Raw genomic sequence first — 16,167 nt, forward strand, 5'->3', positions numbered from 1 at the left:
ATCCCGCACGCCACTCCGGCGCCGCCGGAACCGGTGCCGGACCTTGCCTCGTCCACCCTTCCGTAGTAGCGTCCAGACACGTGTCCATCAACGATGGATCCGGAATGCGGAAGGATTTCTCATGACGTTGGTCAAGCCGCGGCAGGTCTCCGGGGGCGAACACGAGCACGGCCACCTCGAAGAGTTCCGCACCGATCCGATCGCGCTGATGCAGCGGGTGCGCGCGGAGTGCGGCGATGTGGGTTCGTTCCGGCTGGCCGACAAGGACGTCATCCTGCTCTCCGGCGCCGAGGCGAACGAATTCTTCTTCCGCGCGGCCGACGAGGATCTCGACCAGGGCGCCGCCTACCCGTTCATGAAGCCGATCTTCGGCGACGGTGTGGTCTTCGACGCCAGCCCCGAACGCCGCAAGGAGATGCTGCACAACCAGGCCCTGCGCGGTGACTTCATGCGCGGGCACGCCGAGACCATCGCGCACGAGGTGCACCGGATCCTCGAAGGCTGGGGCGACGAGGGCGAAATCGACCTGCTCGAGTTCTTCGCCGAGCTGACGATCTACACCTCCTCGGCCTGCCTGATCGGCAAGAAGTTCCGGGAGGAACTCGACGAGCGGTTCGCGCACCTGTATCACGAACTCGAGCGCGGCACCGACGCGCTGTGTTACGTCGACCCCTACGCGCCCATCGAGAGCTTCCGGCGCCGCGACGAGGCGCGGGCGAAACTGGTCGAACTGGTCCAGGAGATCATGAACGGCCGCATCGCGAACCCGCCGCAGGGCAAAGAGGATCGCGACATGCTCGATGTGCTGGTCTCGATCCGCGACGAACAGGGCGAACTGCGCTTCTCCGCCAGCGAGATCACCGGCATCTTCATCTCGATGATGTTCGCCGGACACCACACCACCTCCGGTACCGCGGCGTGGACCACCATCGAGTTGCTGCGCAATCCCGAGGTGCTGGCCCGGGTCGTCGGCGAACTCGACGAGCTCTACGCCGACGGCCAGGACGTGAGTTTCCATGCGCTGCGCCAGATTCCGCAGCTCGAGGCGACGTTGAAGGAGACGCTGCGGCTGCATCCGCCGCTGATCATCCTGATGCGAGTGGCGCGCGGCGAATTCGAGGTGTGCGGGCACAGCATCGCGCCGGGCGATCTGGTCGCGGCCACACCCGCGGTCTCCAATCGGATCGCGGAGGACTTCCCCGACCCCGACCGCTTCGATCCGGGCCGCTACATCGATCCCGATCAGGCGGATCTGGTGAACCGCTGGACGTGGATCCCGTTCGGCGCCGGGCGGCACCGCTGCGTCGGCCAGGCGTTCGCGCTCATGCAGTTGAAGGCGATCTTCTCGATCCTGTTGCGGGACTGGGAATTCGAGATGGCGCAGCCCTCCGACAGCTACCGCAACGACCATTCCAAGATGGTGGTGCAGCTGCAGCAGCCGTGCACGGTCCGGTACCGGCGCCGGCGGCGCGGGTGAGCACCCGGCTGCCGGGCACGGTGGTCGCCGTCACCGGCGGCGCACGGGGTATCGGCTATTCGATCGCCGAGCACCTGCGCGACGCCGGTGCGCGGGTGGTGCTCGGCGATATCGACGCGGCCGCCGTCGCCGCGGCCGGATCGCGGCTCGGCGCCGCGGCGGCCCTGACGCTCGACGTGACCGATCCGGCCTCGTTCGCGGACTTTCTCGCGGCGGTCGAGACCGGGGCCGGCCCCGTCGACGTGTTGATCAACAATGCCGGCATCATGCCCGTCGGCCGCTTCACCGCCGAATCCGACGCCATCACCCGCCGCATCCTCGAGGTCAACGTGCTCGGGGTCATGAACGGTACCAAAGCCGCACTGCCGCAGATGCTTTCGCGCGGTCGCGGCCATATCGTCAATATCGCGTCGCTGGCCGGGGAGAACCCCACGCCCGGTATGGCGACCTACTGCGCGAGTAAACAGGCCGTGCTCGGCTTCACCGAGGCCATGCGGCTGGAATGCCGCGGCAGCGGAGTGCACTTCTCGGCGGTGTTGCCGACCTTCACCCGCACCGAACTGATCGCGGGAACCAAGGCGCCGATGGGTCTGCTGGCCGAACCCGAGGATGTCGCCCGGGCGGTGACACGGCTGATCGCGCGACCGCGGCGCCGGGTCACCGTGACCAGGCTTGCCGGGGTGGCGATGGCGTTCAACAAGCTCACCCCGCGCGCGTTCGGCGAATTCACCGCCCGCCGCATGGGCGTGCACCGAATATTCACCGATGAGGTCGATCGCGCCGCCCGCGCGGACTACGACCGGCGGGTCGGCAACTCGCCGGAGGGCTGAAACCACAAATTCGGGCCGCTGCCGGATATTATCAGGAACAGCGTACGCCCTGGTCATCGCGCGGAAATCGGCGAATATTCCGGCGTGCGCCCTTCGACGTCTTTTGAGAGCCGCACCAACGGGTACCCCATCTGGGTCGGATTCAGTTGGAAGCGAGGTATCTCGAATGACACATGAACCGATCGCCCGTCGTGCCGAAACCGCCGCACGCCACGGTGCCAACAGTTATGACAACATCGAACCCTGGTTCGAGAAACTGGCCGCTCTGGATCATGCCGATCCGCATCGGGAGTCGGTCCGAGCGGAAATCATCGAACTCTGCCTGCCGCTGGCCGAGCATATCGCTCGGAAATTCTCCGGCCGCGGCGAGACGTTCGACGATCTGCACCAGGTGGCGAGGCTCGGTCTCGTCCTGGCCGTCGATCGATTCGATCCGGCACGGGGAAATTCCTTTCTCTCCTTCGCCGTGCCGACCGTGATGGGCGAGGTTCGCCGTCACTTCCGTGATTACACCTGGTCGACCCGGGTACCGCGCGCCGTCAAGGAATTGTGGCTGCGCATCGGTCCGACGACCGAACATCTGGTTCACGAACTCGGGCGCATGCCCACGGCCCGCGAGCTGTCCGAAGCTCTCGACGTCGACGGTCCGCAGGTGGTGCAGGCCATGATCGCCGGCAACGCCTATCAGCCGAACTCCATCGACGCCGTCGTCGACACCGACGACGGCGCGATCATGGACAAGCTCGGCGCCGAGGAACAGTGCTACCAACTGACCGAGGACGCGATGGCGGTACGCCCGCTCATCGATGCGTTGCCCACCCGGGAACGCAGAATTCTGATCATGCGCTTCTTCGAATCCAAGACGCAGAATCAGATCGCCGAGAAACTGCAGATCTCCCAGATGCACGTCTCCCGCATTCTGTCCCGCACGCTGAAAAGTCTTCGGCAGCAGGCGCTCTGCGAGCCGCAGCCGACCTAGGGATCGAACCATCCACTCACACGACCGAAAGGTGTAGTCATGCCTAAGGAATGGTCTGCCAAAGAAGAACGCCAGTACGAACATGTGAAGTCCTCGGCCCGGAAACGGGGTGCGAGTAAAGGTCGCGCAGAGGAAATCGGCGCACGCACGGTCAACAAGAATCGTGCGCAGGCGGGCAAAACCCGTACCGCGAGCCGCAGTTCCACCAACGATATGTCGCCGCAGCGCCGCGGTGGCCAGCGGTCCGGCAAAGGTTCACAGGGACCGACCCGCGATCAGCTGTACAACGAAGCGCGCCAACGCAATATCAAGGGCCGGTCGAAGATGACCAAGAAACAGCTCGCCAGCGCGCTGGGCAGATAATACCCGGCGCGACACATCTCCCGTTGCGAATCCGATTCTCACGCAACATCATTTCGAACGAAGAAAGGGTGCCCGGTCACATCGGCCGGGCACCCTTTCGGTCGGTTCCGCTACTTACGTCGACCGTCAGGAGCCGCCGTTGTCCTGGAAGGCCTGTTGCCGCTTTTCCTCCACAGCGGCTTCCGCGCGGTGCTTCTCGGCTTCGGCTTCCTTCTGGGCGGCCTCGCGCTGCGATTCGGCGCGGCTCTGCTGAGCCTTGCCCTCCTCACGCAGCTCGTCCTTTCCGAATACCTGACCGGCGGCCTCCTTGGCCTTACCCTTCGCGCCTTCCACGACGCCTTCGAGACCTTCGCGGCCTCCGCCCTTCTCGTGCTCCGACAAGGGATTCACCTCCAACACGTCGAAATCACTGACATCGGGCGCGATACCCGGCGACCCCGGCACGAAACGCCCGCCGACCGCTATTTCGGGCCGCTGTGGGCGCCCTCACCGCGTCTGGGCGCCGCGCCGGCGCTCCCGCCACGGATGGGCGAACCAGGTCAGCAGAAACAGCACCGCGAAGCACACACCGATGACGGTGGCGGCGACCGCACCGGCCACCGTGTCGAAGATCAGCACCGCGACCCCGGTGAGCGCGATGCCGAGCAGCGCCAGCCCGACCAGCGCGAAGGTGTGGGCGGTGCGCACCACGCTGCCCAGACGATGCTGCCGGAACAGGATGCGGTGGGCGGCGACCGGCGCGATCAGGAAGACCGTCGCCGCGATCGAGGCGGTCACAACCGCCAGGTACAGCCCGCGCATCGGGGTGGACACCGTGGTGAACCTGGCCTGGAACGGCAGCGTCAGCAGGAAGCCCGTCAGCAACTGCACGCCCGTCTGCACCACCCGCAATTCCTGAATCAAACTGGTCAGATTGCGGTCCAGCTGTTCGGTTTCCGTCTCACCACGGACCTCGCGGTCCCATTCCCGGTCGCGGTCTTCCCGGCCGCCGGCGGACTGCGCCTGCTCCATCCGACAACCCTATCCTCGACGGATCGTCCCGAGAGATCAATAGTTTCGGCCATAATGGTGCCATGCACACCGTCGAGGCGCCCGAGGTCCGCACCTGGAATTTCCCCCGCGGGATCGCCAGCGTCGCGGTGATGATCGAATTCGCCACCGAGCACGGGGTCGACAGCGCCCGGCTGCTCGCCGGATCCGGTATCGCGCCGGCCACGCTCACCGACCCCGGCGCCCAGATTCCGGCCGAGGCCGAACTGGCGGTGGTGCGCAATCTGGTCGCCGAACTCGGCGACATCCCCGCGCTCGGCGTCGAGGTCGGGCGGCGGTACCGGCTGAGCACCTTCGGCATCTTCGGCTTCGCCTGCGTCACCAGTCCCACGCTGCGCGAGGCGATTTCGCTGGCCATGCGGTACTACCGGCTCGGATTCGCCTTCTGCACACCGATCGTCGAGTATCGGCGCGACGATGTGGTCGCCTGGATCCATCACGAGCTCATCCCGCCGGATGTGCAGACCTTCCTGGTGGAGCGCGACATCGTCGCCATGCATCGGGTAATGGCCGATCTGCTCGGCCACGACTTCTCCTTCGCCCGCATGGAATTCGGCTACGACGAACCGCCCTACGCCGACCGGCTCGAGGCCGTGCTCGGCGCGCGGCCGCGCTTCGGGCGCGCGCACACCATGTTCACCGTCGCACCGGAAATCCTCGCCCAGCCGCTACCCCAGGCGAATCAGCAGACGTGGGCGGTCTGTATCGCTCAGTGCCGGGATCTGGTGCAGCGCCGCAGCGCGCGCACGGGTATCGCGGCCGAGGTCCGGGAACGCTTGCTGCCCGGCAGCGGCGCGACCGGTATCACCACGCCGCCGCCGATCGAGGCGGTGGCCCGGGAGCTCAACATGAGTGTGCGAACGCTGCGCCGCCGCCTCACCGAGGCCGGGACCAGTTACCGGGCGCTGCTCGACGAGGTGCGCCGCGCGCTCGCGCAGGAAATGCTCTCGGGGACGCCGCTGACCATCGACGACATCGCCATCCGGCTCGGTTACGCGGAGGCGACGCCGTTCATCCACGCCTTCAAGCGCTGGACCGGAACGACTCCGGCCGCCTACCGGCGTGACCGGAACTATTGATTTTCTGGCCGTCGATCTCTGCGTCCGCCCCTGATCTGCCCATACGGTACGAGGGGACGATCGGGACCAGGAAAGGGCGCGGCGATGGGGTTCGACTACGACGTGGTAGTCATCGGGTCGGGATTCGGCGGCAGCGTGAGCGCGCTGCGCCTGACCGAGAAGGGCTACCGGGTCGGCGTCCTCGAGGCCGGCCGCCGCTTCGCCGACGACGAATTCGCGAAGACCTCCTGGCGGGCGCGGCAATTCCTGTGGGCGCCGCGGCTGGGATGTTTCGGCATCCAGCGCCTGACCCTGTTGAAGGACACCTTCATCATGAGCGGCGCCGGTGTCGGCGGCGGCTCGCTGGTGTACGCGAACACCCTCTACGAACCGCCCGCGAAATTCTTCGCCGACTCGCAGTGGGCCCATATCACCGACTGGGGCGCCGAACTGGCACCGCACTACGACCAGGCCAAGCGCATGCTGGGCGTCACCACGAATCCGGCGACCACGGCCTCGGACCGGGTGCTGCGCGAGGTGGCCGAGGAACTGGGTGTCGGCGCGTCCTTCCGGCACACTCCGGTGGGAGTCCTGTTCGGCGGCAACGGCACTCGCGCCGGACAGGAGGTGCCCGATCCCTACTTCGGCGGTGTCGGCCCGTCCCGGCGCACCTGCACCCACTGCGGCGAATGTATGACCGGATGCCGCCACAACGCCAAGAACACGCTGGTGAAGAACTACCTGTATCTCGCCGAGAAGGCCGGGGCCACCGTGCATCCACACACCACCGTGGTCGATGTGATGCCGCTGCCGTCGGGCGGGTACCGCGTCGACACCGTTCGCACCGGGCGCTGGGTTCGCAAGGCGCGCCGCAGCTTCACCGCCGAACAGGTGATCTTCGCCGCGGCCGCGCTGGGTACGCAGCGGTTGCTGCACCGGCTGCGCGACCGCGGCTCGCTGCCGCACATCTCCGCGCGGCTCGGCTATCTGTCGCGCACGAATTCCGAAGAGCTGCTGTCGATCCGGAGCCGGCGATCCGACACCGATTTCACCAAGGGGGTGGCCATCACCTCCTCGATCCATCCCGACGCCGACACCCATATCGAACCGGTGCGCTACGGCAAGGGCAGCAACGTGCTGTCGCTGATGACGACGGTGATGTACGACGAGGACGGCAGCACCTCGCCCGCCCGGCTGTGGTTGCGCGAGAACTGGCGGCGCCGCCGCGATCTGGCGAAGGTGCACAACCCGCGCCACTGGTCGGAGCGGATGATCGGCCTGCTGGTGATGCAGTCGGTGGACAATTCGCTCACCACCTATACCGAGCGCGGTCTGTTCGGCCGCCGGATGACCACCAAACAGGGTGAGGGACAACCGAATCCGACGTCGATCCCGGCCGGGCACGAGGTCGCCCGCCGCGTGGCCGACAAGATCGACGGCATCGCGACCGCCGGCATCACCAGCCTGTTCGGCATTCCGATGACCGGACATTTCATCGGCGGCTGCGTGATCGGCGATTCCCCGGAGACCGGTGTCGTGGATGCCTATCAGCGCATGTACGGCCATCCGGGCCTGCACATCGTCGACGGCTCGGCGATTTCGGCGAATCTCGGCGTCAATCCGTCGCTGACCATCACCGCACAGGCCGAACGAGCGCTGGCGCTGTGGCCCAACAAGGGTGAGCCGGATCAGCGGCCGGCGCTGGGTTCGCCCTATCGGCGGCTGGCCCCGGTCACCCCCAAGGCCCCCGTGGTTCCCGCCGACGCCCCCGGTGCGCTGCGGCTGCCGATCGTCGACATCACCTAGTCCGCAGCTAATCCGACCGATCCGTACTCGCCACTACCGCCTCCGACGGCAGTTCGGGTGCGAGCGGTCCCAGTCGCAGCGAGGATTCCAGCAGCATCGCGTGCACGAACGCCTGGGGCAGATTGCCGCGCAACTGCCGCTGGGTGACATCGAATTCCTCGGCGAACAGAGCCGGGGTGCCGCACGAGGAGCGGTTGCGTTCGAAGAAGCGCATCGCGGTCACCGGGCGGTCGAGCTGGGCGGCCGCCATCGCCATCGTGAAACCGCACAGCAGGAACGCGCCTTCGCTCACCTCGAGCGGGCGATCGTCGTGACGGTAGCGGTAGACGCAGTAGTCGGTGGTCAGATCCCGCTGCACCGCGAAGAAGGTGGCGGCATAGCGCGGATCGGAGACCGGGATCGCGCCGCGGATCAACGGCAGCATCAGCGCGGCGTCCACACCGGGCTGATCGGGGGCGCGCTGCCAGCGGCCGGTCGGATGCACACCCGTGCGGGCCGCCTCGGCCACCAGCGTATCGGCCAGCGCACTGCAGTAGGCGGTATCGGCGCCGGTGTCCGGGCATGCCGCGACCGCGCGCAATCCGGCCGCGCAGATCAACCGGGAATGGGTCCACAGCCGATCCTCGATCTCCCAGATACCGGCATCCGGGCGGTGGTAGTTGGCCGCGATCGCGGAAACCGCGATATCGACCGCGCGGCGATGATCGCCGCCGAGCCGGCCGTGGCGCGCGGCCGCGGCGAACAGCAACAGCGTCTCGCCGAAGGTGTCGAGCTGGAACTGCCCGCGCACCCGGTTGCCGATCACCGGCCGGGCGCCCGGATATCCGGGGAGATCGATATCGCGCACCGCCGGCACGCTCTTCCCGTCGACGGTATAGGCCGGGGCCAGCGCGGGACCGTCGTCGAGTAGCCGGGCGGCGGTGAACCCGACCGCGTCGTCGAGCAGCGGATGCGGACCGGCGACGGCGATCGCCTGCCCTGCCAGGCATTGATCGCGGATCCAGACGTAGCGGTAGTCGTAGTTCTCGCCCTGGTCGGCGCGTTCGGGCAGGCTGGTGGTGGCGGCCGCGACCATTCCGCCGGTATCGGCGGTCATCCCGCGCAGCACCGCGAACGCGTGGGCGCTGTCGCGGGGCGCGGCGCTCGCGCCGAAATCCGGGCGGTCGCGCCGCCACGCGTTTTCCGTTGCCTCCCAACAGGTATCGGGGTCGGGCAGCTCGTCGGGCAGGGTCCGGTCGGACAGTTCCAGAATCAGATCGTGACAGCGCCCGGCCGGAATCTCGAGGTGATCGGTCCACCCGCGGTCGGGTCCCCTCGGATCGAGTTCCGCCTTCGGCGCGCCGGTCCAGCGCATCCGCAACGCGCCCGCACGGGCGGTCCACACCCCGTCCTCGCAGTGCGGCCGGCGGACCGATTCCGCGCCGAATCGCGCCATCGGCCGCAACACCACGTCGACCTCGGCGTCCTCCTGGACCGCCACGATCCGCCGCATCAGCATCGCGCGATGCCGGTCGCCGGGAAAGGCCAGCGCCTCCCGGCACTCGATCACCGCCGACCCGGACAGCCAGCGCGAGCGCCAGATCAGCGTGCCCTGCTCGTAGTAGCCGCCCCACACGAACCGGCTCGCGGGGGTGACGGCATACATTCCGGAACCACCGAGCAGCGACGCGAAGACCGCGTCGCCGTCCCAGCCGGGCAGGCACATCCACGAGATGTCGCCGCGCGGCCCGACCAGGGCGCCGCGCTGACCGTCGGCGATGAACGAGTACTCCCGCAGGACGTGGGGGGCGGCAGCGGAGTTCGCGATCATGGTCGGGAGATACCACGATCGCGCCCGGTTAACCGCCCGCTCGCTCCCCTCGGCCGGGCAACTCCCGGCCGAGGGGGTTCGCGTTCGTACGGGCGGTCCGGTCAGGCCTTCCGCTGCGCGGACGACCGGGCGGGATTGCCCTGACCGGCCGCCTTCGGATCCTTCTCGTCCTGTTTCGCCCGGACGCCGGATTCCACCCGGTCGCCCAGATCCTTGTCCACATTGCGCCAGTATTCGAAGGCGCGCGCCAGGACCGGCTCGGACACACCGTTGAGAAGATGGCCGACGATGTTGTCCACCAACCGTTCTCGTGCCGCGTCGTCGAGCACCTGGCGGACCAGTGTGCCCGCCTGACCCCAATCGTCGTCGTCGCGGCGCAGCGTGTAGGCCTCGCGCACCATTTCGCCGTCGGTGTACCAGCCGGCGGTCGGACCGGCCCGGCCGGGTTCGGCGTGCGGTCCGCCCTTGGAATTCGGCACGTAGACCGGGTCGCCCGGATTGTGGTGCCGCATGTGGCCGTCCTTGGTGTAGGAGTGCGACGGCGACTTCGGCGCGTTGACCGGCAATTCCTTGTAGTTCGCGCCGATCCGGTAACGGTGGGCGTCCGGATACGAGAACCACCGGCCCAACAGCATCTTGTCCGGGCTCGGTCCCGTTCCCGGCACCGCGTTGCTCGGCTCGAAGGCGGCTTGTTCGATCTCGGTGTGATAGTCGGACGGGTTGCGATTCAACGTCATCCGGCCGACCTCGTAGAGCGGATAATCGCCGTGCGGCCACACCTTGGTCAGATCGAACGGGTTGAACCGGTAGGTCTTGGCCGCCTCGAACGGCATGATCTGCATCTTCAGCGTCCAGCTCGGGTGGTCCCCGCGCTCGATCGCCTCCCACAGATCCCGGATGTGATAGTCGGTATCCATCGAGGCCATCTGGTCGCCCTCGTCCTGGGTGAAGAACTCCACACCCTGGTCGGTGATGAAGTGGTACTTGACCCAGTGCTTCTCGCCCTCGGCGTTGACCCACATGTAGGTGTGGCTGGAGTAGCCGTTCATGTGCCGCCAGGTGCGCGGGATACCGCGATCGCCCATCAGCCAGGTGACCTGGTGCGCCGACTCCGGCGACAGCGTCCAGAAGTCCCACTGCATATCGTGGTCGCGTAAGTTGTTGTCCGCCCGGCGTTTCTGCGATCGGATGAAGTCCTGAAACTTCATCGGATCGCGGACGAAGAAGATCGGGGTGTTGTTGCCGACCAGGTCGAAATTGCCGTCCTCGGTATAGAACTTCAACGCGAATCCACGGGGATCACGCCAGGTGTCCGGGCTGCCCCGCTCACCGGCCACTGTGGAGAACCGGGCCAGCATCTCGGTCCTCGCCCCGGGCTGGAACACCTTCGCGCAGGTGTAGGCGCTCATATCCTGCGTGACCTCGAAGACGCCGAACGCGCCGCCGCCCTTGGCGTGCGGCTGACGTTCGGGTACGCGTTCGCGGTTGAACGCGGCCATCTTCTCGATCAGATACGCGTCGTTGAGCAGGATCGGGCCATCGGGGCCTATCGTCAGCGAGTCTTCGTCGCTGGCAACCGGAATTCCGGCGTCGTCGGTGGTGAAACCGCCGGCGCGAGTCTTCTCGACCATCTCTCTCCTCTCCCGGATCGGATCGGTGCGGCGGTCTCGCCTCCGCGGCGGGCCCGCCGCGTTCACACGCTGATCAGTGCCCCTGTCGCTGGTGCGGCTCCCACTGGTCACGCGCCTGGGTGCGCCTGCTCTCCAGCGCGATCCACGTCACGCCGCCGATGAGGCACACCGCGCACACCACGCCGGCCACGATCGCCCACCCGCCGAAGCCGTATCCGGCAGCGGTCAGCGCGAGCGCCAGCGCCACGAAGCTCAACGCGCACAGGATGATGCCCGGAATGTTGTATGTGTCCTCGATTCCCTCACCGGCATGTTTGCGCGGTGCTCGCAGCATCCGCCGCCGCTGCGCCTGCTCCTGCGATGTGCTTTCACGCGACATCCGCGGGTCCGTCATCATGGCACCTCCGTGTCCCGGTTGCGGCCGCACAGGGCGCACTCCTCCCTGCTTGCAGGCGTACTACCCGGGTTCGGCGGTTCGAATCAGGCGAATCCCACCGCCCCGCGCCCTTCACCCGATGGATTCGACGATCTTGACCACGACCAGCACGACGGCCACCAGCAGATACCCACGCAGGGCGAGCATGCCCGCGGTGCGCAGCGGCGTGAACGACGGACGCTCGAGGGTGTGCAGCGCCGGAGTGCGGAAGGTGTCGCGGTCCCCGGCGAGTTCGGCGCGTTCGGAGCCGCGGTCCAGTTCCTGCACCTGACCGGGGTCGAGGTCGCCGAAACGGGCCGCGGTCGCCGCGGCGGAGCGGCGCCGGGTTCGCCCGTGGGCGAGCAGGGCGACCGCACCCCCGGCCAGACCGGCGAGCACGCCCGCACCCAACCCGAACTCGAGGGTCCGGGTGCTCAGGCCCGGGAAGAACGTGGCGGCGGTGAGCGCGGCCGAGAGCAGCACCAGCGCCCAGACGATGATCGCGGCGCAGATGTTCTGCCGCAGCGTATTCACCCACGGGCCGAGTACGTCGCGGTCGTTGCACAGCAGCACCAGGAATACCGTCGCCGAGGGCAGCAGCACCCCGGCCAGCGCCTGCACACCCTGCGTGATCAGGCCCAGCACGTGGTCGGGGCTGAACGAGATCGCGGCGGCGACAGCCAGCAGGGCCGCGTAACCGGCGTAGAAACCGGGTGCCTCGGACACCTTCCAATGCAGCGAATGCCGCCGCCCGAGCGTATCGCCGAGGGTGTAGGTCGTGGCCAGACCGACCGCGTTGGCGCCGATCAGCGAGGCGTCGAGCAGGACGATCGCGAACAGCGCGCCGACCACCGGGCCCGCGTGGGCACGCAGGCCCGCCGCGACCGCACCGGCATCGGTGAAGCCGCCGACCGGACCGGTTCCCGACAGTCCGTAGGCGGTCGCGGCCATGATCGCGATCGCGCCGGCCATCACCACCACTATTCCCAGCCACAGATCGATACGCTCGTAGCGGATCCAGCGCGGGGTGATGCGCTTGTCGACGATGTTGGACTGCTGGAAGAACAGCTGCCACGGTGCGACGGTGGTGCCGACGATCGCCACGATGATCAGCAACAGGGTCGACGAGAGCCCGCCCGGCAGCGACGGGATCAGCCCGTGCCCGGCGCCCGATACGCTCGGATGGACCAGCAACGCCATCGGGAACAGCACGATGTTCACCGCGATGAGCGTCATCATCAGGCTCTCCCACCGCCGGAACGACCCACCCGCGACCACGGCGAACAGCGCGACCGCCGCCAGCGGCACCGATACCGCCTTCGGCAATCCGAAATAGCTCAGAGCCATTGCCACGCCGATGAATTCGGTGACGATGGTCAGCGCGTTGACCACGAAGAGATCGCCGACGCTGAACGCGCCCCAGAACTTCCCGAATCGCGCGAAGATGAGCCGGGCATGGCCGACACCGGCCACCGCACCAAGCCGCACCACCATTTCCTGGTTGACGTACAGCACCGGAATCAGCAGCACGAGCGTCCAGAGCAGAGCCATGCCGTAGTTCTGACCGGCCTGGGCGTAAGTGGCCACGCCGCCGGCGTCGTTGTCGCCGACCATGACGATCAGGCCGGGCCCGATCACCGCCGCCAGCATGCGCAATCGCTGCATCCGGCTGCGGCCGGCGAGGTCGTCGTGCTGCCGGATCACGCCCAGCGCGCCGACGATATCGCCGACGTGGGCGTGATCGGCGACAGCGCCGGGGGGTGCGGCCGGGGTGCGGGTGTCGTCGGAGTAGGTGGTCATCGCCGCGCTCGCTTCCTGAAACTCTGTGCTCACCAGTTGTTTTCGAGTTCCGGGGCTAGTGGAGTGCGCCCGGGCGGCGCTCGAGGTGAGCGCCGAGCGCGGCGGTGTGCACGGGCGCCGAGGGACGGCAGGAACGCAGGTTGCGGCGCTCGAATTCGGTCAGGCGGCGGCCGGTGAGTCGACGGAAGACATTGCGGTACATGGGTTCTCCTCAGAGGTGAAACCCGGCTGCGGGCAGCCCGCGGCACCCCGGAACCCCACATCGGCGATGCCGATGCGGTGGATCGGGGGTGAGTTCAGGCGGACAGGCAGCGAGCCGGGGACGATACGGTTCGCGAACTCGGATACGGACTATCTCCGGATGGCATCGCCCCTCACCTCCTCGCTGCCGGGACGCACGCGCACGTCGTTGTTCTGGTGATCGGCACCACGCGAGAGGGAGACCCGCCCGAACGGCGGAGACGCACCCCTCTCGTCAGAGCTTCGGCACTGTACGACGTATCCCCTTGCGGGAGAAGCCACTTCGGATCATCCCTTAATCCGGGAAGATCTGTCCTAACCCTGGGCGTCTCTCGACGTCGTCGGATCAGTGGCCTGTGTTCGTACAGGAGCCTCGCCTAGCGAGGTGCTGACTGCAAAAGAGTGAACCCGGAATTCGCGATTGTCAAATCGGTGGCCACCGGCGGGGTTGCCAGCATCCGATCGGCGGTGTTTACTTCCTTCCCGGCGCCGCCGGCCGGCGCCGTTCTACGCGGGTCGTGTCCCGGAAGGAGGTGGTCGCTGTGCCCGACGACAGTCATATACGTCGTTTTGCCAAGAATTCACTCGGCGACCATTCTCGTGTCGACGCGACCGTGCCGATGTCGCGGTAGCCTGCGCGTGCGAGTTCTCGCCCTCCATCGAAGGGTTGTCTCATGTCGACTTGGGAGATGCTGCTGCGCCTGGCCACCGGTGTCGGTCTCGGTGCGGTGATCGGTTTCGAACGGCAGTACCGGGCCCGGATGGCCGGATTGCGGACCAACGCCCTGGTCTCCGCGGGCGCGGCGTTGTTCGTGCTGCTGTCCGCGCACGGCTTTCACGGCGGCGCCGCCGATCCGACCCGGGTCGCGGCCCAAATCGTTTCCGGTATCGGCTTTCTCGGCGCGGGTGTGATCATCCGCGACGGATTGAACGTGCGGGGGCTCAACACCGCCGCGACACTCTGGTGCGCGGCGGCGGTCGGCGCGCTCTCCGGCGCCGGAATGTACGGCACCGCGGCGGCGGGAACCGTCGCGGTGGTCATCGTCAATATCGCGTTGCGGGCGGCCGGGCGAGCGGTCGACCGCCAGCCGGAATCGGGTAACGAGCAACCAGCGCACTACGCGTTCACCGCCGTCACCGACGACGCGCACGAAGCGCATGTGCGCGCGCTGCTGGTCCAGGCGTTGACGCGCACGGACTTCCGGCTCGTGTCGGTCGCCAGCGCCAACGCCGAGGATGCGGGCCGGGTGGAGGTGCGCGCGGATCTGGTCGGCGATCAGCGCGACGACCGGCAGATGGAATCGGCGGTCAGCCGGCTGAGTCTGGAACCGTCGGTGACCAGCGTCGGATGGCGCACGGTCGAACCGGTCGCGCCCGGGCTGTAGTGCCCGCTCTGACCTGCACCGATGCCCTCCATCACTATGCTGACGCCGTGAGCAGTGTCGCCCCGATGGTTCCCGTACCCGCCGACCCGGACACCGTGACCGCGGTGGGCCCCGAGGACGACCCCACCGCGGTGGGCCTGAGCCGCGGCGACGTCGAGGCGGTGTGGGAGTCGGTCCGCGCGTGGTACCGGATGGGAACCACTCCGGCGATCCAGATTTGCCTGCGCCGCCACGGCGCGATCGTGCTGAACCGGGCCATCGGCCACGGCTGGGGTAACGCCCCCGGCGACGGGCCCGACGTCGAACGCATACCGATCACCGTCGAGTCCCCGTTCTGCGGTTTCTCCACCGCCAAAGGCGTCGCCGCGACGGTGACGGCGATGCTGATCGAACAGGGCGCCTTCGCGCCGGAAGACCGGGTGTGCGACTACATCCCGGAATTCGCCGCGCACGGCAAGGGCCGCATCACCATCGCCGATGTGCTCTCCCACGCCGCCGGGGTGCCGTTCATGCCGGCGGGCTACCGCGGCTTCGACTCCGTCGTCGACGAGGAGGTCGCGGTGCGGGCGCTGACCGAGTTGCGGCCGAGTTGGCCGCCCCGGCGCTTTCGCGTCTATCACGCACTGACCAGCGGATTGATCCTGCGTCTGCTGGTCCAGCGCGCGACCGGCAAACGGATGCGCGACCATCTCGCCGAGCAGGTGCTGAATCCGCTCGGTTTCCGGTGGACGACCTTCGGGGTGAGCCCGGAGGACGTCGACCGGGTGGTGCCGAGTGTGCGCACCGGACCGCGACCCTCCCGGGCCTGGTCGCTGGTGGCCGGCAAGGCGCTCGGCGGTGGAATGAGCGCCTCGACCTCGGCGGATTCGGTGCGCGCGTTCCTCACCGCGGAGCTTCCCTCCGGCAATCTCGTGACCACCGCCGCGGAACTCTCGCGCTTCTACGAAATCCTTTGTCGCGGTGGGGAACTCGACGGTGTGCGGATCCTGTCTCCCGACACTCTGCACAGCGCGATCGCACCCGCCCCCCGGATCCCCGGCATCGCCGGCCGGGTCAGTCGCGCCGGCTTCGAGCTGGGCGGGCGGCGGTCGAAATTCGGCGCCCACACCGAAAAGCATTTCGGCCGTAGCGGATTGACCACCCAGTACGGCTGGGCCGACCTCGACCGCGGACTGTCCGGCGCGATTCTGACCAGCGGTAAGTCGACCGTGGACACCGAGCGGCCCTGGCAGTTGTGCGCACAGATCTCGGCGGTCGTTCCCCGCTCGCCCGTCGCCCGGCCGTAGCGGCGGCATCCTCGCGGCTCCCTGCCGTCCGGCCGGT

At 67.8% G+C, this 16,167-nt stretch carries 15 protein-coding genes and 1 riboswitch; of the genes, 8 read left to right on the forward strand and 7 right to left on the reverse strand.

Annotated features, from left to right (window positions below):
• Positions 1-121 precede the first annotated feature (121 nt).
• From cyp51 to NE2_RS01785, 4 genes are all read left to right on the forward strand, one after another.
• Complete coding sequence (cyp51, locus tag NE2_RS01770) at positions 122-1,477, forward strand: lanosterol 14-alpha demethylase (RefSeq protein WP_063023160.1); 1,356 nt, start codon at positions 122-124, stop codon at positions 1,475-1,477.
• A complete protein-coding gene (locus NE2_RS01775; RefSeq protein WP_063023381.1) occupies positions 1,474-2,307 on the forward strand; it encodes an SDR family oxidoreductase in 834 nt (277 codons plus the stop codon). The genes cyp51 and NE2_RS01775 overlap by 4 nt, the downstream gene beginning before the upstream one ends.
• A 166-nt stretch (positions 2,308-2,473) precedes the next feature.
• Positions 2,474-3,286, forward strand: coding sequence for an RNA polymerase sigma factor SigF (locus tag NE2_RS01780; RefSeq protein ID WP_063023162.1), 813 nt, complete (start codon positions 2,474-2,476; stop codon positions 3,284-3,286).
• A gap of 39 nt (positions 3,287-3,325) precedes the next feature.
• Positions 3,326-3,649 (forward strand): hypothetical protein, encoded by a 324-nt coding sequence (locus NE2_RS01785; RefSeq protein ID WP_030515621.1) that lies wholly within the window; start codon positions 3,326-3,328, stop codon positions 3,647-3,649.
• A 126-nt stretch (positions 3,650-3,775) separates the two neighbouring features.
• Here NE2_RS01785 and mbp1 read toward each other — a convergent pair whose 3' ends face one another.
• Together mbp1 and NE2_RS01795 are read right to left on the reverse strand one after the other, a co-directional pair.
• Positions 3,776-4,030: a microaggregate-binding protein 1 gene (gene mbp1, locus NE2_RS01790; protein ID WP_063023383.1), complete on the reverse strand. Its 255-nt coding sequence runs from the start codon at positions 4,028-4,030 to the stop codon at positions 3,776-3,778.
• Positions 4,031-4,135: 105 nt separating this feature from the next.
• Positions 4,136-4,660: a DUF6328 family protein gene (locus tag NE2_RS01795; RefSeq protein ID WP_063023164.1), complete on the reverse strand. Its 525-nt coding sequence runs from the start codon at positions 4,658-4,660 to the stop codon at positions 4,136-4,138.
• A 62-nt stretch (positions 4,661-4,722) separates the two neighbouring features.
• On the opposite strand from NE2_RS01795, the gene NE2_RS01800 reads away from it, so the two are divergent.
• Both NE2_RS01800 and NE2_RS01805 read left to right on the forward strand, forming a co-directional pair.
• Positions 4,723-5,778: an AraC family transcriptional regulator gene (locus NE2_RS01800; protein ID WP_063023166.1), complete on the forward strand. Its 1,056-nt coding sequence runs from the start codon at positions 4,723-4,725 to the stop codon at positions 5,776-5,778.
• 84 nt (positions 5,779-5,862) lie between these two features.
• Positions 5,863-7,563: an FAD-dependent oxidoreductase gene (locus NE2_RS01805; RefSeq protein ID WP_063023168.1), complete on the forward strand. Its 1,701-nt coding sequence runs from the start codon at positions 5,863-5,865 to the stop codon at positions 7,561-7,563.
• A gap of 7 nt (positions 7,564-7,570) precedes the next feature.
• Here NE2_RS01805 and NE2_RS01810 read toward each other — a convergent pair whose 3' ends face one another.
• From NE2_RS01810 to NE2_RS35405, 5 genes are all read right to left on the reverse strand, one after another.
• Entirely contained in the window at positions 7,571-9,373 is a 1,803-nt protein-coding gene (locus tag NE2_RS01810; protein ID WP_063023170.1) for a glycoside hydrolase family 15 protein, read from the reverse strand.
• Positions 9,374-9,474: 101 nt separating this feature from the next.
• On the reverse strand, positions 9,475-11,004 hold the full coding sequence (locus NE2_RS01815; protein WP_063017579.1) for a catalase: 1,530 nt from the start codon (positions 11,002-11,004) through the stop codon (positions 9,475-9,477).
• A 73-nt stretch (positions 11,005-11,077) separates the two neighbouring features.
• Positions 11,078-11,401, reverse strand: a complete 324-nt coding sequence (locus NE2_RS01820; RefSeq protein WP_228816339.1) for a hypothetical protein — start codon at positions 11,399-11,401, stop codon at positions 11,078-11,080.
• Between the two features lie 111 nt (positions 11,402-11,512).
• Positions 11,513-13,219: an NRAMP family divalent metal transporter gene (locus tag NE2_RS01825; protein WP_063023172.1), complete on the reverse strand. Its 1,707-nt coding sequence runs from the start codon at positions 13,217-13,219 to the stop codon at positions 11,513-11,515.
• Positions 13,220-13,274: 55 nt separating this feature from the next.
• Positions 13,275-13,421 (reverse strand): hypothetical protein, encoded by a 147-nt coding sequence (locus tag NE2_RS35405; RefSeq protein ID WP_156055638.1) that lies wholly within the window; start codon positions 13,419-13,421, stop codon positions 13,275-13,277.
• Positions 13,422-13,679: 258 nt separating this feature from the next.
• Positions 13,680-13,851: riboswitch (M-box (ykoK) riboswitch) on the reverse strand.
• Positions 13,852-14,133: 282 nt separating this feature from the next.
• Between NE2_RS35405 and NE2_RS01830 the strand changes: the two genes are divergently transcribed.
• Positions 14,134-14,844, forward strand: coding sequence for an MgtC/SapB family protein (locus NE2_RS01830; RefSeq protein WP_062963286.1), 711 nt, complete (start codon positions 14,134-14,136; stop codon positions 14,842-14,844).
• Positions 14,845-14,891: 47 nt separating this feature from the next.
• Positions 14,892-16,130, forward strand: a complete 1,239-nt coding sequence (locus tag NE2_RS01835) for a serine hydrolase (RefSeq protein ID WP_233429612.1) — start codon at positions 14,892-14,894, stop codon at positions 16,128-16,130.
• Positions 16,131-16,167: the final 37 nt, after the last annotated feature.

Origin of the sequence: Nocardia elegans NBRC 108235 (assembly GCF_001612845.1) — a bacterium.
In the GTDB taxonomy this organism is placed as follows: Bacteria; Actinomycetota; Actinomycetes; order Mycobacteriales; family Mycobacteriaceae; genus Nocardia; species Nocardia nova.

Coding starts and splice junctions, on each gene's coding strand:
- NE2_RS01825 (WP_063023172.1), bottom strand. CDS start 13,219: ATGACCACCTACTCCGACGACACCCGCACCCCGGCCGCACCCCCCGGC.
- NE2_RS01810 (WP_063023170.1), bottom strand. CDS start 9,373: ATGATCGCGAACTCCGCTGCCGCCCCCCACGTCCTGCGGGAGTACTCG.
- NE2_RS01830 (WP_062963286.1), top strand. CDS start 14,134: ATGTCGACTTGGGAGATGCTGCTGCGCCTGGCCACCGGTGTCGGTCTC.
- NE2_RS01815 (WP_063017579.1), bottom strand. CDS start 11,004: ATGGTCGAGAAGACTCGCGCCGGCGGTTTCACCACCGACGACGCCGGA.
- NE2_RS01820 (WP_228816339.1), bottom strand. CDS start 11,401: ATGATGACGGACCCGCGGATGTCGCGTGAAAGCACATCGCAGGAGCAG.
- NE2_RS35405 (WP_156055638.1), bottom strand. CDS start 13,421: ATGTACCGCAATGTCTTCCGTCGACTCACCGGCCGCCGCCTGACCGAA.
- NE2_RS01785 (WP_030515621.1), top strand. CDS start 3,326: ATGCCTAAGGAATGGTCTGCCAAAGAAGAACGCCAGTACGAACATGTG.
- NE2_RS01780 (WP_063023162.1), top strand. CDS start 2,474: ATGACACATGAACCGATCGCCCGTCGTGCCGAAACCGCCGCACGCCAC.
- NE2_RS01800 (WP_063023166.1), top strand. CDS start 4,723: ATGCACACCGTCGAGGCGCCCGAGGTCCGCACCTGGAATTTCCCCCGC.
- cyp51 (WP_063023160.1), top strand. CDS start 122: ATGACGTTGGTCAAGCCGCGGCAGGTCTCCGGGGGCGAACACGAGCAC.
- NE2_RS01805 (WP_063023168.1), top strand. CDS start 5,863: ATGGGGTTCGACTACGACGTGGTAGTCATCGGGTCGGGATTCGGCGGC.
- NE2_RS01795 (WP_063023164.1), bottom strand. CDS start 4,660: ATGGAGCAGGCGCAGTCCGCCGGCGGCCGGGAAGACCGCGACCGGGAA.